This is a genomic window from Streptomyces gilvosporeus (assembly GCF_002082195.1).
In the GTDB taxonomy this organism is placed as follows: domain Bacteria; phylum Actinomycetota; class Actinomycetes; order Streptomycetales; family Streptomycetaceae; genus Streptomyces; species Streptomyces gilvosporeus.
Genome location: NZ_CP020569.1, coordinates 6,575,874 through 6,598,061 on the forward strand (window position 1 = coordinate 6,575,874; position 22,188 = coordinate 6,598,061).

General features: G+C 72.9%; 22 protein-coding genes. 8 read left to right on the forward strand and 14 right to left on the reverse strand.

Annotated elements, in window-relative coordinates:
- Nucleotides 1-16: 16 nt before the first annotated feature.
- Nucleotides 17-4,831 (reverse strand): Lhr family helicase, encoded by a 4,815-nt coding sequence (locus B1H19_RS29420; RefSeq protein WP_083107747.1) that lies wholly within the window; start codon nt 4,829-4,831, stop codon nt 17-19.
- A gap of 91 nt (nt 4,832-4,922) precedes the next feature.
- Between B1H19_RS29420 and B1H19_RS29425 the strand changes: the two genes are divergently transcribed.
- Genes B1H19_RS29425 through B1H19_RS29435 form a run of 3 tightly spaced genes read left to right on the forward strand, consistent with a single transcriptional unit; the run spans nt 4,923 to nt 6,959 of the window.
- A complete protein-coding gene (locus B1H19_RS29425) occupies nt 4,923-5,861 on the forward strand; it encodes an AraC family transcriptional regulator (RefSeq protein WP_083109945.1) in 939 nt (312 codons plus the stop codon).
- Between the two features lie 10 nt (nt 5,862-5,871).
- Entirely contained in the window at nt 5,872-6,645 is a 774-nt protein-coding gene (locus B1H19_RS29430; protein ID WP_083107748.1) for an AzlC family ABC transporter permease, read from the forward strand.
- 5 nt (nt 6,646-6,650) lie between these two features.
- The gene (locus B1H19_RS29435; RefSeq protein ID WP_083109944.1) at nt 6,651-6,959 is read left to right on the forward strand and encodes an AzlD domain-containing protein; all 309 of its coding nucleotides are present in this window, start codon (nt 6,651-6,653) and stop codon (nt 6,957-6,959) included.
- Between the two features lie 27 nt (nt 6,960-6,986).
- On the opposite strand, the gene B1H19_RS29440 is transcribed toward B1H19_RS29435, so the two are convergent.
- Nucleotides 6,987-7,910 carry a hypothetical protein gene (locus B1H19_RS29440; RefSeq protein ID WP_083107749.1) on the reverse strand — a complete coding sequence of 308 codons (924 nt, stop codon included), beginning with the start codon at nt 7,908-7,910 and terminating at the stop codon, nt 6,987-6,989.
- Nucleotides 7,911-7,988: 78 nt separating this feature from the next.
- Here B1H19_RS29440 and B1H19_RS29445 point away from each other — a divergent pair, with 78 nt between their 5' ends.
- A complete protein-coding gene (locus tag B1H19_RS29445) occupies nt 7,989-8,183 on the forward strand; it encodes a DUF3046 domain-containing protein (protein ID WP_083107750.1) in 195 nt (64 codons plus the stop codon).
- An 83-nt stretch (nt 8,184-8,266) separates the two neighbouring features.
- The gene (locus tag B1H19_RS29450) at nt 8,267-9,517 is read left to right on the forward strand and encodes an AI-2E family transporter (protein ID WP_107426455.1); all 1,251 of its coding nucleotides are present in this window, start codon (nt 8,267-8,269) and stop codon (nt 9,515-9,517) included.
- Nucleotides 9,518-9,557: 40 nt separating this feature from the next.
- Here the strand turns inward: B1H19_RS29450 and B1H19_RS29455 are convergent, their stop codons facing one another.
- The 4 genes from B1H19_RS29455 to B1H19_RS29465 form a co-directional block, all read right to left on the reverse strand.
- A complete protein-coding gene (locus B1H19_RS29455; protein ID WP_083107752.1) occupies nt 9,558-9,842 on the reverse strand; it encodes a hypothetical protein in 285 nt (94 codons plus the stop codon).
- Nucleotides 9,843-10,070: 228 nt separating this feature from the next.
- Nucleotides 10,071-10,346, reverse strand: coding sequence for a hypothetical protein (locus B1H19_RS38900; RefSeq protein WP_159028151.1), 276 nt, complete (start codon nt 10,344-10,346; stop codon nt 10,071-10,073).
- A 46-nt stretch (nt 10,347-10,392) separates the two neighbouring features.
- Nucleotides 10,393-10,581 carry a hypothetical protein gene (locus tag B1H19_RS29460; protein ID WP_159028152.1) on the reverse strand — a complete coding sequence of 63 codons (189 nt, stop codon included), beginning with the start codon at nt 10,579-10,581 and terminating at the stop codon, nt 10,393-10,395.
- A gap of 128 nt (nt 10,582-10,709) precedes the next feature.
- Nucleotides 10,710-11,315, reverse strand: coding sequence for a TetR/AcrR family transcriptional regulator (locus B1H19_RS29465; protein ID WP_083107754.1), 606 nt, complete (start codon nt 11,313-11,315; stop codon nt 10,710-10,712).
- 90 nt (nt 11,316-11,405) lie between these two features.
- Here B1H19_RS29465 and B1H19_RS29470 point away from each other — a divergent pair, with 90 nt between their 5' ends.
- Nucleotides 11,406-11,810 (forward strand): DUF4345 domain-containing protein, encoded by a 405-nt coding sequence (locus B1H19_RS29470; protein ID WP_083107755.1) that lies wholly within the window; start codon nt 11,406-11,408, stop codon nt 11,808-11,810.
- A gap of 102 nt (nt 11,811-11,912) precedes the next feature.
- On the opposite strand, the gene B1H19_RS29475 is transcribed toward B1H19_RS29470, so the two are convergent.
- Nucleotides 11,913-12,947: a methyltransferase gene (locus tag B1H19_RS29475; protein ID WP_237289550.1), complete on the reverse strand. Its 1,035-nt coding sequence runs from the start codon at nt 12,945-12,947 to the stop codon at nt 11,913-11,915.
- Between the two features lie 351 nt (nt 12,948-13,298).
- On the opposite strand from B1H19_RS29475, the gene recA reads away from it, so the two are divergent.
- Nucleotides 13,299-14,420, forward strand: a complete 1,122-nt coding sequence (recA, locus tag B1H19_RS29480; protein WP_083107756.1) for a recombinase RecA — start codon at nt 13,299-13,301, stop codon at nt 14,418-14,420.
- Between the two features lie 6 nt (nt 14,421-14,426).
- Entirely contained in the window at nt 14,427-15,074 is a 648-nt protein-coding gene (gene recX / locus B1H19_RS29485; protein ID WP_083107757.1) for a recombination regulator RecX, read from the forward strand.
- Nucleotides 15,075-15,141: 67 nt separating this feature from the next.
- Here the strand turns inward: recX and B1H19_RS29490 are convergent, their stop codons facing one another.
- The 7 genes from B1H19_RS29490 to B1H19_RS29520 all read right to left on the reverse strand — a co-directional run bounded on the left by B1H19_RS29490 (nt 15,142) and on the right by B1H19_RS29520 (nt 21,922).
- Nucleotides 15,142-15,534 (reverse strand): rhodanese-like domain-containing protein, encoded by a 393-nt coding sequence (locus tag B1H19_RS29490; RefSeq protein WP_083107758.1) that lies wholly within the window; start codon nt 15,532-15,534, stop codon nt 15,142-15,144.
- Complete coding sequence (locus B1H19_RS29495; RefSeq protein ID WP_083107759.1) at nt 15,531-16,085, reverse strand: cupin domain-containing protein; 555 nt, start codon at nt 16,083-16,085, stop codon at nt 15,531-15,533. Before B1H19_RS29495 ends, B1H19_RS29490 begins: the two co-directional genes overlap by 4 nt.
- A gap of 156 nt (nt 16,086-16,241) precedes the next feature.
- On the reverse strand, nt 16,242-18,203 hold the full coding sequence (locus B1H19_RS29500) for an FAD-dependent monooxygenase (RefSeq protein WP_083107760.1): 1,962 nt from the start codon (nt 18,201-18,203) through the stop codon (nt 16,242-16,244).
- Between the two features lie 170 nt (nt 18,204-18,373).
- Nucleotides 18,374-19,315, reverse strand: a complete 942-nt coding sequence (locus B1H19_RS29505; protein WP_083109947.1) for an amino acid ABC transporter permease — start codon at nt 19,313-19,315, stop codon at nt 18,374-18,376.
- 73 nt (nt 19,316-19,388) lie between these two features.
- Nucleotides 19,389-20,036 (reverse strand): amino acid ABC transporter permease, encoded by a 648-nt coding sequence (locus B1H19_RS29510; RefSeq protein WP_083107761.1) that lies wholly within the window; start codon nt 20,034-20,036, stop codon nt 19,389-19,391.
- A 134-nt stretch (nt 20,037-20,170) separates the two neighbouring features.
- A complete protein-coding gene (locus tag B1H19_RS29515; protein ID WP_083107762.1) occupies nt 20,171-21,079 on the reverse strand; it encodes a glutamate ABC transporter substrate-binding protein in 909 nt (302 codons plus the stop codon).
- 57 nt (nt 21,080-21,136) lie between these two features.
- Nucleotides 21,137-21,922: an amino acid ABC transporter ATP-binding protein gene (locus B1H19_RS29520; protein ID WP_083107763.1), complete on the reverse strand. Its 786-nt coding sequence runs from the start codon at nt 21,920-21,922 to the stop codon at nt 21,137-21,139.
- Nucleotides 21,923-22,188 lie beyond the last annotated feature (266 nt).

Consider the following 22,188-nt stretch of genomic DNA (forward strand, 5'->3'; position numbering starts at 1 on the left):
CCACTCCCCCGTGCCCTCATCCCCGGAGCCGGAAGCCGCGCGGGGTCGGGTGGAAGCCGGCGGACTCCAGGACGGGGGCGAAGGGGGAGGTGAGGGCCGAGGTGCCGTTGATGCGTTCGGTGGTGAGGGTGCCCAGGGCACCGGCGCGGGCGGCCTCGCACAGAGCCGTCACGGCGGCGTGGGCGCGGGCGTCGGTGCCCCCTGCGGCGGCGTCCCGGCCGAGCGGCCAGATCAGCAGGGTCTTGCCGCCGCGCTCCATGTAGAGCGCCAGCTCGCCGTCGACGAGGACCACCAGGGAGCCCGCCTTACGGCCCGGTTTGTGCGTCGAACCCTCGGGGGGATCGGGCCAGGGCAGGGCCGCACCGTAGGCGTTGGCCGGGTCGGCGGCCGCGAGGACCACGGCGCGCTCCGGGCCGCCGACCGGCCCGGAGGCCGAGGGGCCGCCGTCGGACAGGGCGGCATCGGCGGCGCGCTCGCGCTGGGTGCTGACCGCGCGCAGCCGGTCGACCGCGCCGTCCATCGCGAACTGGGCCGCGCCGAGCCCCTCGACGACATAGCCGCGCCGGGCCCGCCCGGATTCCTCGAACGCGGCCAGCACGCGGTACGCCGCGGAGAAGCCGCCCGCCACCCCTTCGGCGGCGACCGCGCCCCGGGTGACGATGCCGTGCCGGTCCAGGAGCGTACGGGCCAGGGCGTGCGCCCGGTGGGTGGCGTCGGCCTCCGGGGCGGGCAGCAGCGACCAGCGGCCGCCGACGGTGGGCGGGCCGCTGCGGGAGGCCGTGGGGCGGGCCGTCGCAAGAGAGCCGTAGCGGCCGCGGGGCGTGGCCCGGCGCGCCCGGTGGGCGGTGGACCCGGCCGTACGGCCCGAGCCCAGCAGGGCCCGCAGCGGGGCGAGGGTGTCGTTGGTCAGCCGCCCGGACCAGGCCAGCTCCCAGACGGCGTCGGCGAGTTGGGGGTCGGTGGCGTCGGGGTGGGTGGTGGCGCGGACCTGGTCGGCGATCTGCCGGAAGAACAGGCCGTAGCCGGGGGCGAGGGCGGCCAGGACGGAGGCGTGCAGCGCGCTCGGTTCCAGCGGCAGCGGGGGACGGAGCAGCAGGGGCGCGGTGTCGGCGAGGTGGAGGGAGAGCCAGCCGTCCTTGCCGGGCAGCGCGCCGGCGCCGGCCCAGATCACCTCGCCGGTGGTGGTGAGCTCGTCCAGGAGGGCGGGGGTGTAGTCGCCGACCCGGGACGGCAGGACCAGCTTCTCCAGGGCGGAGGCGGGCACCGGCGCGCCCTGGAGCTGCTCGATGGCGCGCACCAGGCCGTCGATCCCGCGCAGACTGTGCGACCCGCCGCGCGGGCCCGCCGCCGGGGCCGGGCTGCTGATGTGCTGCCACTGGGGGAGGAAGGCGGCGAGCGCGGCGGGCGGCACCGGCTCCAGCTCCTCGCGCAGCGCGGCCAGCGAGCGGCGGCGCAGACGGCGCAGCACCTGGGCGTCGCACCATTCCTGGCCGATACCGGCCGGGTGGAATTCGCCCTGGACGACGCGGCCGGACGCGGCCAGCCGGTGCAGGGCGCCGTCGGTGACGGCCGTGCCGAGACCGAAGCGGGCGGCCGCCTGCTCGGAGGTGAAGGGGCCGCGGGTGCGGGCGTACCGGGAGAGCAGATCGCCGAGCGGGTCCGCCACCGGTTCGGTGAACGCTTCGGGGACGCCGACCGGCAGGGCCGTGCCGAGGGCGTCGCGGAGCCGGCCCGCGTCCTCGACGGCCGCCCAGTGATCCGCGCCGGCGATCCGCACCCGGATGACGCGGCGGGCGGCGGCCAGCTCCCCGGTCCACGCTTCCTCCGCGCCGCGCTCGGCCAGCTCGGCGCCGGTCAGTGGCCCCAGCAGCCGCAGGACGTCGGCCACGCCCTCGGCGTCCTTGACCCGGCGCTCCTGCGTACGCCACTGAAGCTCGCGCTCCAGCTCGGCCAGCACATCGACGTCCAGCAGCTCGCGCAGCTCCGCCCGGCCCAGCAGCTCGGCCAGCAGCCGGGAGTCCAGCGACAGCGCGGCCGCCCGCCGCTCGGCGAGCGGGGAGTCGCCCTCGTAGAGGAACTGGGCGACGTAGCCGAACAGCAGCGAGCGGGCGAAGGGGGACGGCTCGGGGGTGGTGACCTCCACCAGGCGCACCCGGCGGGCTTCGATATCGCCCATCAGCTCCGTCAGGCCCGGTACGTCGAAGACGTCCTGGAGGCATTCGCGCACCGCCTCCAGCACGATCGGGAAGGACCCGAACTCGCTCGCCACCTGGAGCAGTTGGGCGGCGCGCTGGCGCTGCTGCCACAGCGGGGTGCGCTTGCCGGGGCTGCGCCGGGGCAGCAGGAGGGCGCGCGCGGCGCATTCGCGGAACCGGGAGGCGAACAGCGCGGAGCCGCCCACCTGGTCAGTGACGAGCTGGTCGACGTCACCGTGGTCGAAGACGACATCGGCGGCCCCCACGGGCGACTGCTCCGGGTCCCACTCCGCGCCCCGGGCGGCCGGGCCCGGGTCCGCGGCCGGATCGGGGGCGGGGCCGTCGAGGAGGTCGAGGCCCATCAGGTCCGCGTCCGGCAGTCGCAGCACGATGCCGTCGTCGGCATGCATCACCTGGGCGTCCAGCCCGTGGCGCTCGGCGAGCCGTGCCCCCAGGGCCAGCGCCCAGGGGGCGTGGACCTGCGCGCCGAAGGGGGAGTGGACGACGATCCGCCAGTCGCCCAGCTCGTCCCGGAAGCGCTCGACGACGATGGTGCGGTCGTCCGGGACATGCCCGCAGGACTGCCGCTGCTCGGCGAGATAGCCCAGGACGTTGCCCGCCGCCCAGTCGTCGAGCCCGGCGGCGGCGAGCCGGGCACGGGCGTCCTCGGGCGCCATCGCGCCGATCTCGCGCAGGAACGCGCCGAGCGCGCGGCCCAGCTCCAGGGGGCGGCCGAGCTGGTCGCCCTTCCAGAACGGCAGTCGGCCGGGCACCCCGGGGGCGGGGGTGACCAGGACCCGGTCGCGGGTGATGTCCTCGATACGCCAGGACGTCGTGCCGAGCGTGAAGACGTCGCCGACCCGGGACTCGTAGACCATCTCCTCGTCCAGTTCGCCCACCCGTCGCCCGCCACCGCCCCGAGTGGAGGCGCTTCGCGCCGCCGGGTCTGATGGTCGCCCGCCCCCCTTGCCGGAGTCGGAGCCGGCCAGGAAGACGCCGAACAGCCCGCGGTCGGGGATCGTGCCACCGGAGGTGACGGCCAGCCGCTGCGCCCCGGGCCGGCCCGTGACCGTGCCCGCGAGGCGGTCCCACACCAGGCGCGGCCGCAGCTCGGCGAAGGCGTCGGAGGGGTAGCGGCCGGCGAGCATGTCCAGCACACCGTGGAACGCCGACTCCGGGAGCGCGGCGAACGGCGCCGCCCGCCGGATGACGGCCAGCAGCTCCCCGACGTCCCAGGTGTCCATCGCGCTCATCGCGACGATCTGCTGGGCCAGCACATCCAGCGGATTGGCGGGCACCCGCAGCGCCTCGATCCCCCCGGAGCGCATTCGCTCGGTGACCACCGCGGCCTGGACGAGATCGCCGCGGTACTTGGGGAAGACGATGCCCCGGGAGACCGCGCCGACCTGATGGCCGGCCCGGCCCACCCGTTGGAGCCCGGAGGCGACCGACGGCGGCGACTCCACCTGGACGACCAGGTCGACCGCGCCCATGTCGATGCCCAGCTCCAGACTGGAGGTGGCGACCACGGCGGGCAGCCGACCCGCCTTCAAGTCCTCCTCCACCTGGGCGCGTTGCTCCTTGGAGACCGAACCGTGGTGCGCGCGGGCCAGCAGCGGGGGCGCGCCCTTGGCGGCGCCGGACTCGGCCATCAGCTCGGCGGGGGAGTGGTGCTCGGGCAGGGGCTCCCCGTGGGCGCGCTCGTAGGCGATCTCGTTGAGACGGTTGCACAACCGCTCCGCCAGGCGGCGGGAGTTGGCGAAGACGATCGTCGAGCGGTGCGCCTGGACCAGATCGGCGATCTTCTCCTCGACCTGCGGCCAGATGGACGGCTTCTCGCCCGTATCGCCGTCCTGTACGGGGGAGCCGCCCAGCTCTCCCATGTCCTCCACCGGAACGACCACCGAGAGGTCGAAGCGCTTGCCGGACGGCGGCTGGACGATCTCCACCCGCCGCTGCGGCGACAGATAGCGGGCCACCTCCTCCACCGGGCGCACCGTCGCCGACAGGCCGATCCGGCGGGCCGGACGGGCGTGGCCGGCGACACCGGCACCGCGCAGCTCGTCCAGCCGTTCCAGCGACAGCGCCAGATGCGCGCCGCGCTTCGTCCCGGCGACGGCGTGCACCTCGTCCAGGATGACCGTCTCGACGCCCGCCAGGGCCTCCCGGGCCGACGACGTCAGCATCAGGAACAGCGACTCGGGGGTGGTGATGAGGATGTCGGGCGGGCGGTTGGCGATCGCGCGGCGCTCGGCGGGCGGGGTGTCCCCGGAGCGGATGCCCACCGTGATGTCCGGCTCGGGCAGCCCCAGGCGCACCGACTCCTGCCGGATGCCCGTCAGCGGACTGCGCAGATTGCGCTCGACATCGACGGCCAGGGCCTTGAGGGGCGAGACGTACAGCACCCGGCAGCGCTTCTTCGGCTCGGCCGGCGGCGGCGTGCTCGCCAGCGCGTCCAGCGACGCCAGGAACGCGGCCAGCGTCTTGCCGGAGCCCGTCGGCGCCACCACCAGGACGTCCGAACCCGCGCCGATCGCCCGCCACGCGCCCTCCTGCGCGGCGGTGGGCGCGCTGAAGGCCCCCGCGAACCAGCCGCGGGTCGCGGGCGAGAACGAATCGAGCGCTGAGTCGGCCATGTCCTCCATCGTGCACCGCACCACTGACAATGCGGCCGCGAGCCGGATCCGGCGGCTGTGCCCGGACGCCGCCGCCACGCAGAATGGGCGCATGACCACGGGGAGCGGGGGCGGCGCAGAGGCCACGGCCGCAGCCGAAGAGACCGGTGCGGACGTCGCGCCGCGGGCCGGCGGCGAATGGGCCCGCCACTGGCGCCACGCCCAACTGCCCGGCCTCGACCTGCTGCGCGCCCGCTACGTACGGCACGCCTTCCCCCGCCATGCGCACGAGGGGTACGTCATCGCCGCGGTCACCCACGGCGTCGAGGAGGTCGGCTTCGCGCACGGTTCCGTCCGCACGGGCCCCGGCGAGGTCATGATGATCAACCCGGAGATCGCGCACACCGCGCGGGCCGGCGCCCCCGAGGGCTGGGCCTACGCCACGCTCTACCCGTCGGCCGCCCTCGTCACCGAGGTCGCCGGGGAGACCACCGCGCTGCGCGGCACCGCGGGCTTCGCCGAGACCGTCACCGAGGACCCGCACCTGGCCCGCATGATCACCGAGATCCACCGGGCCGCCGAGGCCGGCCAGGCCCTCGCCGCCGACACCCTGCTGCGCGCGGCCCTCGCCCGGCTGCTGCGCCGCTACGGAGGCCCGCTGCCGACCCGCGCTCCCCGCGGTGCGGGCGCCCGCACCGCCGCCCGCGCCAAGGCCCTCCTGGACGCGCGGATGGCCGACCCGCCCTCCCTGGAGCAGCTCGCCCAGGAGCTGGGCACCGGTCCGTTCGCGCTGCTGCGGGCCTTCAAGGACGCCTACGGGATGCCCCCGCACACCTGGCTGACCGACGCCCGGGTGCGCCGCGCCCGGCATCTCCTGGAAGCGGGCACCCCGCCCGCCGAGGCCGCCGTCGCCGTCGGGTTCACCGACCAGCCCCATCTCAACCGGCACTTCACCCGCATCGTCGGGGTGCCGCCGGGGGCGTACCGCCGGGAGCGCGCGGACGGCCGGCGGCGCAATAACGTACAAGACCCCGAAGACGCCGCCCCGTAGCGTCCGGGGCGTGCCAGAACAGACTCAGATACCCGCCCCGGAGCGGGCCGCGTCCGCCGGCCCGCCCGCCCGACCGGACTCCGCCGTCATCCGCGACGCCCTCGGCGTCGGCATCGCCGTCGGCCTCTCCGGTTTCGCCTTCGGCGTGACCTCGGCAGGTGCCGGGCTCACCGTCCTGCAGACCTGCGCGCTCAGCCTCCTGGTGTTCACCGGGGCCTCCCAGTTCGCCCTGGTGGGCGCGCTCGCCGCGGGCGGCAGCCCGCTGACCGCGGCCGCCGGCGCCTTCTTCCTGGGCATCCGCAACGCCTTCTACGGGCTGCGGCTCTCCGCCCTCCTGGACCTGCGGGCCGGTGTCCGGCCGCTCGCCGCCCACTGGGTCATCGACGAGACCACCGCCGTCACCCTGGCCCAGTCCGGCCGGCGCGGCGCCCGCCTGGGCTTCACCGTCACCGGGCTGAGCCTGTACGCCCTGTGGAACCTCACCACCCTCGGCGGCGCCCTGGGGGCCGAGGCGCTCGGCGACACCGCCGCCTGGGGCCTGGACGCGGCCGGCCCCGCCGTCTTCCTGGCACTGCTCGCGCCGATGCTCACCACGGCCGTCGAACGGGCCACGGCGGGCCTGGCGGTACTGCTGCTTCTGGTGACGCTGCCGGTGCTGCCCGCGGGCGTACCGGTGCTCGTCTCGGCGCTTGCCGCCCCCGCGGTCCTCCTCGTCCAGGGGCGGCGTGCCCGCGCCATCGGGACGGCGGCCCGTACCACCGACGACCGTGAGGAGCGGCGATGAACCCGCTGAACGTCTGGATCGCCATCGGCGTCACCGCCGTCGGCTGCTACCTGGTCAAGTACCTCGGCCTGTCGGCCCCCGCCGGCGTCTTGGAGCGCCCGCTCGTCAAACGGCTGGCCGCGCTGCTCCCGGTGGCCCTGCTCGCCGCGCTCACCGCCCAGGAGACCTTCGCCGACGGCGGGCACCTGATGCTCGACGCCCGCGCCGCCGGAGTGGCCGTCGCGGCCGTCGCGCTCGTCCTGCGGGCGCCGTTCCTCGTGGTGGTCGGGGTCGCGGTGGTGGTCGCCGCCGGGGTGCGGGCCCTGGGCGGGTGACCGTCCCCGGGAGGGCCCGGATCGGGGTCAGCCGAGGGGGCGGCCGTACGCCCGCAGGGTCAGCAGCGCCTCCAGCGTCACCATGGGGCGGCCCTCCAGGGCGGTCCCCGGCGCCCACGCCCGCCAGCTGATGGGCCATCCGCCGTCCTCCCCCTGGAGCGCGGCGAGGTGGTCCAGCGACCGGTCCATCTCCGCCTCGCTGAACCACTGGCGGGCCAGCGAGTCGGGCGACGGCGCGAAGTCGTACGCCAGGTGGTGCTCCCCGGGGGCGTACCCGGGCGCCACCGGGACCTCCGCCGCCCGCTCCGGGTCCAGCAACACCAGCCCGCGCTCCCGTACGAGCGCGCCCAGGCGCCGCGCCGCCGCGGCCGCCCGCGGCCGGTCCGGGGCGCCGTCCAGGAAGACCACCGCCGCCTCGACCTCGTAGGGATGGGTCTCCTCCAGGGACTCCACCGCCGCCCAGCAGAAGTCCGTGGCCCGGAACAGCCAGGCGTGCCACACCTCGTTGCGGTGCAGCACGCCCACCACCGGCCCGGTGGACAGCAGCGCGCTGGGCGGATCGTCGGCCACCGGGATCCACGGCGCGGCCGGATACCCGCGCAGCGACGGATGCAGCGCGGGCAGCGCGCCCTGCGATGTCGAGATCCGCGTCAGATAGCGGCAGATCTGCTCCACGTCGCGGCCGTCGCAGCGCCCGATGCGGTCCAGGACCTTCAGGGCGTGCGCGACGTGCAGCGGCTGGCTGACCGGGCCGCGCAGATCGGGCTCCAGCGCGTGCCCGTAGCCGTCGTCGTCGTTGCGGTACGCGAAGAGCGCGGTCTGCACCGCGTCCGCCCCGCCGCCCAGGAAGTGGTACTCGAAGAGTCGCTGCTCCAGCACCCGGGCGGTCAGCCAGATGAAGCGCTCGGCGCGCGCCAGAGGGGTCGGCGGGGGGCTCACGTTTTCGGCCATGGCACGACCGTAGGGCCGATGCCCCCCGGTGACCCCGGCTCGTGCCCGGCTGCCCTCCCAGGGCGGGATACTGAGGGCATGCGGTTGACGGTCTTCTGGCAGCGGATGGCGGATCACTTCGGTGCGGCGTACGCCGATTCCTTCGCGCGCGACCATGTGATGTCCGGCCTCGGCGGCCGGACCGTCCGCGAGGCGCTGGACGCCGGGTGGAGCGCCAAAGAGGTGTGGCGGGTGGTCTGCGCCACCATGGACGTCCCCTACGACAGGCAGTGAGGCCCGCTGCCGGCGCCGCCCGGCGCGGGGCCGGATTCCGGGGCCCGGCCGGAGTTGTCGGTGGCGTGCGCGACACTGGCTGGGTGCCCGCGACAGATGAGATCACCAGCAGCGACGACCCCCGCCCCGACCCGCGCCCCGGCGAACGTTCCGACAGCGGAGCCGGGGCCTGGGCCGATGCGCGGATGCCGCGCTGGCTGCCGCGCGCCATGGTGCTCGCGCTCGCCCTGGTGGCCTGCTTCCAGCTCGCCACCTGGGGCTTCCATCAGCTGATCACGCTGCTGCTGAACATTCTGATCGCGTTCTTCCTCGCGCTGGCCGTCGAGCCGGCCGTCGACTGGATGGCGGCGCGCGGGGTGCGGCGCGGGGTGGCCACCGCCGCCGTCTTCTTCGGCATCCTCGTCGGCGCGGCCGGTTTCTTCGCGCTCCTGGGCTCGATGCTCGCCGGCCAGATCGCCAAGATGGTGGAGGAGTTCCCGCAGTATCTGGACTCCGTCATCAGCTGGCTGAACAGCACGTTCCACACCCACCTCTCCCGGCTCGAGGTGCAGAACAACCTGCTGCGGTCCGACTGGCTGCAGAAGTACGTCCAGGACAGCGCCAACAACGTCCTCGCTGTCTCCGCGCAGGTCCTGGGCAGCCTGTTCAACCTGCTCTCGGTGGCCCTGTTCTCGTTCTACTTCGCCGCCGACGGCCCCCGGTTGCGCCGCGCGCTGTGCTCCGTGCTGCCGCCGCGGCGCCAGACGGAGGTGCTGCGCGCCTGGGAGATCGCGGTGGCCAAGACCGGCGGCTACCTCTACTCCCGCGGGCTGATGGCGCTGATCTCCGGTATCGCGCACTACGTCCTGCTGGAGATCCTGGGCGTCCCCTACGCCCCGGCGCTGGGTATGTGGGTCGGCCTGGTCTCGCAGTTCATACCGACCATCGGCACCTATCTGGCGGGCGCGCTGCCCATCCTGATCGCGTTCACCGTGGCCCCCTGGTACGCGGTGTGGGTGTTCGGCTTCGTCGTGATCTACCAGCAGTTCGAGAACTACCTGCTCCAGCCGCGGATCACCGCCAAGACCGTGGACATCCACCCGGCCGTCGCCTTCGGCTCGGTGGTCGCTGGCACGGCCCTGATGGGCGCGGTCGGCGCCCTGATCGCCATTCCGGCCACCGCCACGCTCCAGGCGTTTCTGGGCGCGTACGTCAAGCGCTACGAGGTCACCGACGACCCCCGCGTCCACGGCCCCAGCCGCGGCGCCCGGGCCCTGGCCCGGGTCCGCCGCACGCTCCACGCCGAACGCGACCGCTCCCGGGCCGGCGAGGGCGCCGAACGGCCCGAGAGCTGAGTCACGACCGGCAAGCGGGGGCAGGTATGCGGACGCCTTGTCAGTAGCTGCCGTCCGCCGAGATGCCCAGAAGTTCGCCGACGGCGCGGCCCACGCGGCTGCTCAACAACGGGGGAGTGTTGTTCTCGTCGTAGAAGTCGGCGGCGGGACCGCCGGCCGGGGCTGCGGGATTGCCGGCGCTCGGGCCGGGGTTGCCGCCGGAGGAGGGGCGGGGGGCGTGGCCGGCGGCGGGGCCCGGGGCTCCGTCGGCGGCGGCGATGCCGGGGGTACACAGGACGGCCGCCGAGCACAGGACGGCGGCGGCGAGGGCGGTGCGGATATGCATGGTCACTCCGGACTGTCAGGTGGTGTATATCGGTCACACGGTCGCGGGATACATGCCACCGCCGACGCCCCATGAGTCCACGGTTCACCCGTCAGGCGCCGCTCCACCGGTGTGACCGCGCCCTCCATCTGGCGGGTGAGCCGCTGAGTTGCCGACCGGGGGCCTCGTCCGCCGCCGGTCACGACCGGCCCGCCACTTTCCGCTGATGGGCCGGTGCGCACCGGCCCATCAGCAGGTCATCGCGCAGGTCGGGGGCCGATGAGCAGCCCCGGGACCGTCGAACGCCACGACCGGCCCGAGGGTGGCCGTCGCCTCGCGCATGCCGTGGCCGCACTGCTTCTGCGAGGAGCACTCCAGGTGATCACCTCCCGTGGCTTTGCGTCGGACGACGGAACCGATCCGGATGTAGCGGCAGAGCTTGGCATCGGTGAGGGTGAGTTTTCCCTTGCCGGGCAGCGGCCGGCGGCGATGTGTGGGGAGTTGGGCTTCAACACCTCGTCTCACTGTGCGGATTCACGGCTTCCGGCCCGCGATGTCGCGGGTCCGGGCTTCACCAGTCTTCGCCGAAACCCGCGAAGATGTCGTCGAGCGTTCCACGGAGAAGTCCCCTCGCCTTGGAGTGCCCCCCGTAGGGCCCCTCCTCGTGGGAGGCGGCCGCGCTCGCGGTTCCCATGACGCCGACGGAGGCAAGCGTGAGGACGGCCACGAAGGCGCCGAGGCGCCGAAGGTGATTACGCATGGTGATCCTTTCGAGTCGTACGGTGTTCGCGGTCATATTATGCGCAATGTCCTTGTTTGGCCGGTTTCTTCGGTATCTCCGTGCGCGTCGGGGCCGGGTGCGTCGGGGCGAAGGGGGTGAGCGGCGTGTCAGGGCCAGTCCGGGGCCGGGTCCTCGTCGAGGAGCGGCCGGATGGCGCCCAGTACGGCGCCGATGCACACGTCGCGCAGTTCGGTGCGGGTGCAGGTCTCCTCGGTGAGCCAGTCCACGCACAGCACCTGGACGAACACCAGCCAGCTCTTGAGGACGCCCGACACGGCCTCCCGCGTGGTGTCGTCGGCGAGCGGGAGCACGCCGAGCAGCCGCTCGCGCAGGGCGTCGAGTTCGTTGGCGATGATCGTCTGGATCAGGCGGTCCCCGGCCAGTGCGCGGTTGGCCGCAAGGACGGTGTTGCGGTTCTCCGCGAAGTATTCGATATGGGCGTCCAGGCCCTCGGTGAGCTGCTCGACCAGGGACTCGGCGGGGTCGAGCCGGGTCTTGGCGAGCAGCTGCTCGGCGGCCTGTTGGTAGAGCGCGGCGAAGAGGTCGCGCTTACCGGGGAAATGCCGGTAGAGCAGCGCGCGGGAGACGCCGGCGCGCTCGGCGACGTCTTCCATCAGCACCTCGTCGTACGGGCGCGCGGCGAAGAGCCGCGCGGCGACGGTGAGGAGCTGGGCGCGGCGTTCGGTGGGGCTGAGTCGCTGACGGGGAGGCACGGATGCATGCTACGTGTTACTTGACACGTGTCTACTAACGACCCATAACCTGGTGGACACATGTCTACTAGCAGAGGGGGGCGGGCAGTTATGGCCAAGGCCAAGGTGCTCCGCGGGCTCGTGTGGGCGATGGGGTATGCCTGCGTGGCGATCGGGCTCTTCCATGTCCTGCTCGGGAATGCCGCGATCCCGGGTGCGGGCTCGGCCGGTCCGACGGTGGACAGCCTCGGGCGCTTCTTCGGCGCGATCTTCACCGGCTACGGCCTCGTCTGGCTCTGGGCGGCGCGGCAGTCACCGATTCCCGCGTCGGCGGTGCGGTGGCTGGCCGGGGTGTTCGGGCTGGGCGCGCTGGGGCGGCTGCTGTCGCTCGCCGTGGTCGGGTGGCCGCACTGGTTCCAGGTGGCGCTGGGGATCGTCGAACTGGCGCTGACGCCGCCGCTCTTCTGGCTGGCGGACGCCGAGGAGAAGGCGCTCCGGGCCCAGAGCCAGGGGTGAACGCCCCGTGTCACCGTGGGGTGCTTGCCACCGATGGCGAGGCGCCAGGGGTGCCCGGCGCCCAGCGGCCGTCCACCCGTTCCAGCGGTTCCGGCGGTCGGGTCAGACGGCCTCGGCTTCGAGGACCGACGACAGGGCGCGGGTCGGCAGCACCCGCAGGAGACGGAAGCCGGAGCGGGTGAGCAGATCCTCGAACTCGGCGGCGGTGCGCTCGCGTCCCTTCAGCGTCATCAGCATGACGATGTCCAGTGCGGCGGCCGGGTGCGGTGTGCCGTCGCCGGGCAGGACCGCGTCGACCAGGAGGAGCCGGGTGGCGGGCCTCATGGCATGCCGGACGGTGGTCAGGATGCGCAGGCAGTCGTCGTCGGACCAGTCGTGCAGCACGTTCTTGAGGAGGTAGAGGTCGCCGCCGGTGGGAGCGGTGGTGAAGAAGTCTCCGCCCTGGGTGTGCCAGCGTCCGGCCAGGTCGTCGCCGTCCAGGAGGTGGTCGGCGAGGGTCCCGGGCTGGTCGAAGAGGATTCCGTTCAGGCCCGGGTGGGTGGTGAGGATCTGGCGGAGCAGTCCTCCGCGGCCGCCGCCGATGTCCACGACGGTGCCCGACTCGGGGAACGGGCAGGCATCGGCGACGGCTTCGTCCGCGCCGGAGGTGAGCGCGGTCATGGCCTGGTCGAAGACATGGCTCTTGTCCGGTGTGGCGGCCAGATGGTCGAAGAACGGCATTCCGTAGGCGGCGTCGAAGCCGGGCTCGCCCGTGCGCAGCGTGCCCTCGATGCCGTCGGCCGCCCGCCGGAACATCTCGTCGGTGAACAGCAGGATCCGGGGCAGCTGTGAGCCTTCGGTGTCACTGCGCAGGTCATGGCCGGCTTCGGTCAGGGCGAAGGTCCCGTCGCCGTGCTCGGCGAACAGTCCGCGCGTGGCGAGCAGGCGCAGCACCCGGTGCAGTGCGGCGGCATCCAGACCGGTCGCCGCGGCCAGCGCGTGCGCGGTGCGCGGGCCTTGCGCGAGGTGGTCGGCGATGCGGTGCCGGGCGATGGCGCGTAGCGCGGAGGCGTGGATGTGCCCGTACATCAGGTCGTGCAGTGGGGATGCGGTGCGGGGGTTGTTGAGCTCGGCGGCTTCGGGGCGGGGGGTGGACACGGTGGCTCTCTCCCATCGGTGCGGCTGTGCTCAGGCCCCTTCATTCTGGTGTATTTGCGCAGTTCAGAGGCTATTTTGCGGGCGCGTCGGACGTGGCAGGGGAGTGCGAGAGGGCCCCGTACGACCCTGCGGTTGCCCCGTGGCCTCCACCGTCAAAACGCCTCCCGCCCTGCCGGGCGCCGCGCTTGACACTAAAATCGAACATCCATTCTCATAGGGGCTCCAGCCCACGCTCCGGCGGGTTTTCGCGGAGTTATCCACAGGCTGGAGCCGGGTCCGGGCGCATTGTCAGTGGCAGGCGTTAGCGTCATGGACGTGAAGCGATCGACTCAAGCAAACCGGGTGGAACCCATGGCAGGCACTGACCGCGAGAAGGCGCTGGACGCCGCGCTCGCACAGATTGAACGGCAATTCGGCAAGGGCGCCGTGATGCGCATGGGGGAGCGCTCGAAGGAACCCATCGAGGTCATCCCCACCGGCTCCACCGCGCTCGACGTCGCGCTCGGCGTCGGCGGTCTCCCGCGCGGCCGCGTCATCGAGGTCTACGGCCCGGAGTCCTCCGGTAAGACGACCCTGACCCTGCACGCCGTCGCGAACGCCCAGCGGGCCGGCGGCTCCGTCGCGTTCATCGACGCCGAGCACGCGCTCGACCCCGAGTACGCCAAGAAGCTCGGCGTGGACACCGACGCCCTGATCCTCTCCCAGCCCGACAACGGCGAGCAGGCGCTGGAGATCACGGACATGCTGGTCCGCTCCGGTGCGCTCGACCTCATCGTGATCGACTCCGTGGCCGCCCTGGTGCCGCGGGCCGAGATCGAGGGCGAGATGGGCGACTCCCACGTCGGCCTCCAGGCCCGGCTGATGAGCCAGGCCCTGCGCAAGATCACCAGCGCGCTCAACCAGTCCAAGACCACCGCGATCTTCATCAACCAGCTCCGCGAGAAGATCGGCGTGATGTTCGGCTCGCCGGAGACCACGACCGGTGGCCGTGCGCTGAAGTTCTACGCCTCGGTGCGTCTGGACATCCGCCGCATCGAGACCCTCAAGGACGGCACCGAGGCGGTCGGCAACCGCACCCGCGTCAAGGTCGTCAAGAACAAGGTCTCGCCCCCCTTCAAGCAGGCCGAGTTCGACATCCTCTACGGCCAGGGCATCAGCCGCGAGGGCGGTCTGATCGACATGGGGGTGGAGCACGGCTTCATCCGCAAGTCCGGTGCCTGGTACACCTACGAGGGCGACCAGCTCGGCCAGGGCAAGGAGAACGCGCGGAACTTCCTCAAGGACAACCCCGATCTCGCCAACGAGATCGAGAAGAAGATCAAGGAGAAGCTGGGCATCGGTGTGAAGCCCCAGGAGCCGGCGGCCGAGCCCGGCGCGGATGCCGCGGGTGCGGCGGCCGCCGCCCCGGCAGCGGCGGCGGCCCCCGCGGCCAAGAGTGCCAAGGGCTCCAAGGCCGCCGCGGCCAAGAGCTGATCCGTCATGACACGGCGAACGGAATGGCCACGCAGCGAGGACGCCGGCTCCGGCGCTGCGGGCGACGCCGAGACCCGTAGCCCGGGCCGTCCGGGCCGTGAGGACAGCGGTGGTTTCGCCCCGTCGAGGGCCGGGACGGAGCCACCGCGGACACCCGAGGAGCAGGCGCGGGCGATATGCCTGCGCCTGCTCACCGGGAGCCCGCGCACCCGCAAGCAGCTCGGGGACGCCCTGCGGCAGCGGGGCATCCCCGAGGAGGCCGCGGAGGAGGTGCTCTCCCGCTTCGAGGACGTCGGTCTGATCGACGACGCGGCGTTCGCCGGTGCCTGGGTGGAGTCCCGTCACCGCGGCCGCGGCCTGGCACGCCGCGCCCTCGCCCGCGAACTGCGCACCAAGGGGGTGGACTCCACCCTGATCGACGAGGCCGTCGGCCGTCTCGACGCCGAGCAGGAGGAGACCACCGCCCGGGAGCTGGTCGAGCGCAAACTCCGTGCGACCCGGGGCCTGGACCGCGACAAGCGCCTGCGCCGACTGGCCGGAATGCTGGCCCGTAAGGGCTATCCGGAGGGCCTCGCCCTGCGGGTGGTCCGCCGGGCACTGGAAGAGGAGGGGGAGGACCCGGAGCTGCTGGAACAGCAGCTGCCGGAGGAGTGAAGGGCGGAAGGGGGCTCGGCGGAGGCCGGGAGTTGGGGGAGGCGTCCCGGAGACGGGGTGCGAGAGGTCAGGGGGCGTGGGTGACGGGGAGTCCTGCCGTGCGCCATGCCTGGAAGCCGCCCGCGAGGTCGGTGGCGTGGTGCAGGCCCAACTGCCGCAGGGAGACCGCCGCGAGGCTGGACGCGTAGCCCTCGTTGCAGATCACCACGACCGGGTGCGCGGGGAGATCGAGGGGGACCGCCTCGGGGGCGCGGTGATCGCCCGTCGGATCGAGGCGCCATTCGAGCTCGTTGCGCTCCACGATCAGGGCGCCTGGGATGGTGCCGTCGCGCTCCCGTAGCGCCGCATAGCGGATGTCCACCAGGAGCCCGCCCGCCTCCTGGACGGCGGCGGCCTCCCGGGGGCCTACCCGCCGGAGCTCGGCGCGGGCGCGGGCGAGGAGGGTGTCGACGGCACTCACTGCCACTCCTCCGGGCGCTCGACCTCTTCGAGCCGCAGCACGGGCCCGGTGCGGCTGTACCGCCGCATCAGGGGGAGCGGCGGGTAGTAGGCGTGCACCGAGACCGCGTGGGTGGCCGCGGAGAGGTTGAGCACCTGATGGACATGGTGCGGACCGAACGCCCGGCCGTGGCCGTCGCCGAGTCTGCGCCGGCGGTCCACACCGTCGGCGAGTTCCAGGGTTTTCCAGCCCTCGGTGGGCAGTTGGACGGCGAGCGACTGTTCCGTCAGCTCGCCCGCGGCCGTGGCGAAGGCGCCCCGGGAGCCGCCGTGGTCGTGCCAGCCGGTGCCGGTGCCGGGCGGCCAGCCGATCAGCCATGCCTCGCTGCCGTCGGGCCCGTCCAGCCGGATCCAGGTGCGGCCTTCGGGGTCGAGGGGGAGCGAGGCGATGAGTGCGGTGTCGGCCGCGGTGCGGAGGGCGAAGTCGAGGAGTGCTGCGGCGCTGGGGCCATGGCCGGGGGCTGCGCCCTCGCCAGGGGTGTGCGGGCGCGCAGGGGTGTGTACGTCGGGCACGGGAACCGTCCTGAGTGATCGCGAAGCGGCGCGGCCACCGGAACGAAGCGCGGGGCCGCGCGGGAAGGAGAGGCGGATCAAACGGACGGACAACACATGCAGCCCGCATGGCGGACCAGGTCCAGATGGACCCTCCGCCAGAATCGCGAGCCGTGATCAGTCACCCTCGGAGTGAAACACGGGGGCGACCAGAGGGTCAACCGCCGCACCGGCCCCCTCACCCCGGACCCCGGCCCCCTCGCCCCCGCCGTTACCACCGTCGTCACCGTCGCCGTCATGCAAAGCGGCGGAGTCCCCCGGAGCACCTGCGGCACCCGAAGTACCGGAAGCCCCTGAAGTATCGGCGGCACTCGAAGTCCCAGACGCCCCCGCACCACCAGAGCCGCCCGACGCCCCGGAGTCACCGGCCTCGCCCGAACCCCACGCCCGCCGCCCGTACCCCGCCCCGTCACCGTACGCAAACCCGCCCCCGCCGCGAACCGCGTCCGCGCACGCGGACAGTTCGGCCGGGCGGACGCCGGAGTGTGCCGTGACCAGATGGCCGTCGGGCCGTACGACCAGGACGGTGTGGGCGGGGGCGCCCGGATAGGACTCGGTGACCAGGATCTCGGCGGGCATCGGCAGCGCCTCGGCCGCGGCGGTCAGCTGCGGCATCAGACCCGCCGACTGCCAGTGCCGCCGGTCCCAGACACCGGTGCCCGGCGCCACCAGCACCACCAGAAGGCCGTGCCCGAGGCGGTCCCGCAGCCGGACCACCGAACCGTCGCCGGCCGTCACCGGCACATCGGCGACCGGCGCGCCGGGCCGGGTGCCGACCGCGACGGTGCCCGGCTGCCCGGTGGGCGCGGCGAGCGGGGTCCGCGGATAGGCGGGCGGCGCCCCCAGCGGCCCGCGGCCCAGATGGGCGTCCGTCAGCAGGGCGCTCTGCCCGCGCGCCGTGCCCGGCAGCACGGTCCGCCAGCGCGCCGCGCGGCCGTCGCGCAGCAGCGGCAGCGCCTGGTCCGTGGCGCGCAGCCGGGCCGCCACCGCGTCCCGCCGCTCGGCCTGATAGCTGTCCAGCAGCGTCTCGGAGCCGCCGTGATGCCAGGCCAGGCCCAGTTTCCAGGCGAGGTTCCCGGCGTCCCGCAGCCCCTCGTCCAGGCCCTGCGTGCCCAGCGCGCCCAGCAGATGCGCGGCGTCCCCGGCGAGGAACGCCCGGCCCTGCCGCCAGGTCTTCGCCAGCCGGTGGTGGACGGTGTGCACCCCGGTGTCGAGGAGTGCGTACGGCGGGACCGGCAGCGCATCGCCGCGCCCGCCCTCCTCGCCCGCCGCCGCCCAGCCGGCCAGGGATTCGCGCACCCGGGCCACCAGGGCGTCCGGGGTGACCAGATCCCGGCCGGGCGGCAGCAGCCAGTCCAGCCGCCAGACGCCGTCGGGCAGCGGCCGCGCCGCGATCTCAGCGACCGGCCCCCCGAAGCCCGCGGTGTTTCCGGACCCGCCGCCGTGCCGCCCCGGCCAGCGGTGCAGCAGCGCCTCACCGGGCCAGGGCAGTTCGGTGCGCAGCGCGGCGACGGCATGGCGTTCGACGGCGGTACGCCCCGGGAAGCGGATCTCCAGCAGCTTGCGGACGGTCGAGCGCGGCCCGTCGCAGCCGACCAGATAACTCCCGCGCCACCACGTCCCGTTGGGGCCGCGGGTGTGCGCGCTGACGCCGTGCTCGTCCTGCTCCAGCTCGGCCAGCCGGCTGCCGGTGGCGATCTGCGCGAGCTTCTCCCGGGCGAGCGCGGCGCGCAGCGCGCGGGTGAGCGCATGCTGGGGGACGTGGAGCGGGGAGGCGAGCGCCGGAGAGGCGGCGTCGTCCGGGATCCGAGGGGCGAAGGCGACCCGGTCCACCAGACGCCGGCGCCGCACCGTGCGCCAGGCCGTCCACCGGGTGCCCTCGCTCGCGAGGGTGTCGCCGCAGCCGAGCCGGGTGAGGGCGGCCGCGGTGTCCGGGCGCAGCACGGCGGTGCGGGCGGGCCGGACCTCGTCCTGCCCGGTGCTCTCGTCCAGGACGACGACCGGTACTCCGCGGCGGGTGAGGGACAGGGCCAGGCAGAGGCCGACCGGACCGGCCCCGACGACGATCACCGGGTCCACGGCGTGGCTCCCTGGGCCTTGCGGGGCTGACGGGACGGCAGGGAACTGGCGGTGGGAGCCCGGTGCGTGATCACACAGCGTATGCAACCCACTGCGAGGGCCCGCGTCAAGTGAGGGCGGCGGCGACCCGTCCCGGTGGGCCGCCGCCGCAGGCGATAGCTGACGTAGCGTCAGTTCACGGTGTCGGCCGCCGTGTCGGCGCCTGACTCGGCGGCTGCCACCGCCGTCAGTGCGCCCGCATTGGCGACGTCACCGGTCTCGACCACGCCGATGCCGGTCCTGGCCCGGCGGCCGCGCCGCTCGATCCAGTTGGCGAGCGCGGACAGGGCCAGGCACATCGCGACGTAGATCGAGCCGATGACGATGATGACCGGGACGTAGACGCTGTCCCCGCCCGCGATGATGTTGCCGGCCATCAGGCGGCCCGAGTAGAGCAGTTCCTCGTAGGTGATGATGTAGCCGAGGGAGGTGTCCTTGAGCGTGACCACCAGCTGGCTGATGACCGTCGGCAGCATCGCCCGGACCGCCTGCGGGATCAGCACGGTCGTCATGACCTGCGTCTTGCGCAGCCCCAGCGCGTAGGCGGCCTCGCGCTGCCCCTTCGGCACGGCGTTGATACCGGCCCGCAGCACCTCGGCCTGCACCGAACCGTTGTAGAGCGTCAGCCCGAGCACCAGGGCCCAGAACTGCGGCGCGTCGCCGGACAGGCCGAGCGCGTCCTTGTTGCTCAGGATCAGCACCCACACCGCGTAGACGGTGATCAGCAGCGGTACCGCGCGGAAGAGTTCGACGAACCCGGTCGCCAGCCAGCGGACGGGCTTGTGGTCCGACAGCCGCGCCACCGCGAGCAGGACGCCCAGCGCCAGGGAGAGCACCGCCGCCACCGCGAACACCTTCAGGGTGGTCAGAACGCCGTCGCGGATACTGGTGCGCACCCCCGCGTAGTTGAAGATGTTCCACTTCGCGGGCTCGAACTGGCCCGTCTGGAACAGCCGCAGCCCGATGAACGCGAGCACCGCCAGGACCGCGATGCCCCCGATGACGGAGTACAGCCGGTTGCGTGCCCTGGTCTTCGGTCCGGGTACGTCGTAGAGAACGCTGGCCCCAGTCATGCCCATCCCTCGCTTCGTTCCGCCTCGCCGGTGCCCAGCGCTGCCGTGCTGCCCGTCTCGCCGCCCTGTCCCTTCATCGCACGACCCCCATCCGCCGCTCCAGCAGCCGGAAGACCCCGCTGATGGAGAAGGTGATGACGAGGTAGGCGAGGGCGACCCACAGGAAGATCAGGGCGATCGCATAGCCCTGGTCGCTGAGCAGTTTGGCGACGCCGAACAGCTCGGTGACGCTGAAGGCGCCGGCGATCGCGGAGTTCTTCGTCAGCGCGATGAAGATGCTGCTCAGCGGCTGGAGCACGGTGCGCGTGGCCTGCGGGAGGACGACCATCCGCAGGGTCTGGCCGAACGTCAGGCCCAGGCTGCGCGCGGCCTCCGCCTGGCCGACCGGCACCGTGGAGATGCCGGACCGTACCGCCTCGCACACGAACGACGAGGTGTAGCAGCCCAGCGCCAGCATGGCCAGCACGAACGGGCTGGCCCCCTGGAACAGCAGCTCCGGGACGACGAAGGTCGCCACCAGGAACAGCAGCGTCAGCGGGGTGTTGCGCAGCAGCGCGACCCAGGCCGCCCCGAACGCGCGCAGCGGCGGGATCGGGGAGACCCGGAAACCGGCTATGACAACGCCGAGCACCAGGGCGATCACGGCGCTGGCACCGGTGATCGCCAGGGTCCCGAGGAACCCGTCACGGAACTGGGGCAGATAATCGAGGAGTACGTTCATGGGGTCTCCGCGGAGCGGTCGGGTCGTCGGCGGTCAGGGGCGGTCCGGGCGCGGGGCGGCCGGAAGACGGCGCGCCCCGCACACCCGCCGCGGCGGGCGTACGGGGCGCACCGTCAGCGGAGCGCGCGAGCGCCTCAGTACCGCGGCAGCGGCGTCTGCGGGGCGACGTACTTCGAGCCCGACTTGCCGAGCGTGTTGGTGTACGCGGTCTGGTAGTCGCCGTTCTTGATGTGGTGCTCCAGCGCCGTGGTGATCGCGTCCCGCAGCGCCTTGTCGTTCTTGTCCATGCCGATGCCGTAGGGCTCCTTGGTGAACGGGTGGTCCACCACACGCAGCTTGTCGGGACGCTGGGCGGCGTAGCCCTTGAGGATCGCGTCGTCGGTGGTCAGCGCGTCGGCCTGGTTGTCGAGCACCTTCTGGACGCAGTCGGAGTACTTGTCGGACTCCTGCGTGTGGGCGCCGTACTGCGGCTTCTTGATCTCCTGGAGCGGAGTCGAGCCGGTGATCGAGCAGACGTTCTTCCCCCGGAGCGAGTTCGGCCCCGTGATGGACTTGTCGTCCTTGCGCACCAGGAGGTCCGCGCCCGCGGTGTAGTACGGGCCCGCGAAGCCGACCTGCTTCTTGCGCTCGTTGTTGATCGTGTAGGTGCCGACGTAGTAGTCGACCAGGTGGTGGGAGATCGTGGTCTCACGGGCATTGGAGTTGATCGTGCGGAACTCGATCTGGTCCGTGGAGAAGCCCAGGTCCGCCGCGACCATCTTGGCGATCTCGATGTCGAAACCGGAGTACTTCTTCGTCGAGGGGTCCTGGTAGCCGAGGAAGGGCTGGTCGGCCTTGACACCGATAATGATCTTGCCGCGCTTCTGCGCCCGCTTGAGCGTCGCGGAATCGATCTTCACGTTCTTGGCGGCCGTGTAGTCGTGGCTGTAACCGCCGCCGGCCGGCTTGTCGCCCGCCGAGCCCGACTCGCCACCGCACGCCGTCGCCGTGACCCCCAGCGCGAGCACCACCGCACCGGCCGCAGCCGTTCTACGCATCTTCATCGTCAACATCCTTCGGTTCTGCATGTGTTGGCAAATCATGGTGGCTCACCCAGGGCCTCAGTGATGGAGGATCTTCGACAGGAAGTCCTTCGCCCGGTCACTGCGCGGGTTGGTGAAGAACTGGTTCGGCTCGGCCTCTTCGACGATGCGGCCGTCCGCCATGAAGACCACACGGTTCGCCGCGGAGCGGGCGAAGCCCATCTCGTGCGTGACGACGACCATCGTCATACCGTCCCGGGCGAGCTGCTGCATGACCTCCAGCACCTCGTTGATCATCTCCGGGTCCAGCGCGGAGGTCGGCTCGTCGAACAGCATCACCTTCGGGTCCATCGCCAGCGCCCGGGCGATCGCCACCCGCTGCTGCTGGCCGCCGGACAGCTGGGCGGGATACTTGTCCGCCTGGGTGCCGACACCGACCCGGTCGAGGAGCTCGCGGGCCCGCTTCGCGGCGCTCGCCCGGTCCTTCCTGCGGACCTTGAGCTGACCGAGCATCACATTCTCGAGGACCGTCTTGTGCGCGAAGAGGTTGAACGACTGGAAGACCATGCCCACGTCGGCGCGCAGCCGGGCCAGCTCCCGTCCCTCCTGCGGCAACGGCTTGCCGTCGATGGTGATGCCGCCGCTGTCGACGGTCTCCAGGCGGTTGATGGTGCGGCACAGCGTCGATTTGCCGGATCCGGACGGCCCGATCACCACGACGACCTCGCCGCGGTGAATGGTCAGGTCGATGTCCTGGAGCACGTGCAGCGCGCCGAAGTGCTTGTTGACGTTGTCCAGTACGACCAGCGGGTCACCCGTCGGCGCGGGCCCCTTGTCGTTCTTGGTCACCGATACTTCGCTCATCGGCGTACAGCTCCGTCCTCCTCGGTTGGGAGGACAGTAATGAGGCCCCGTGAACAGCGTCATTACATCTGAGGGAGAATTGAGCATAACGATCCGGCCGCATTCGGACACTGCGTGTGAAGGGGAGCGGGCGGAGGACGGGCCTCCGGTCGTACCGGGTGGGTAACGGATGACGGACTACGGGCGACCGCCTCTTGACGGGCACGCCCGCCATCCCCGTAGATGCCCTGTGGCCTGTCCGTATCCACCCGTACGCACCGAAGGAG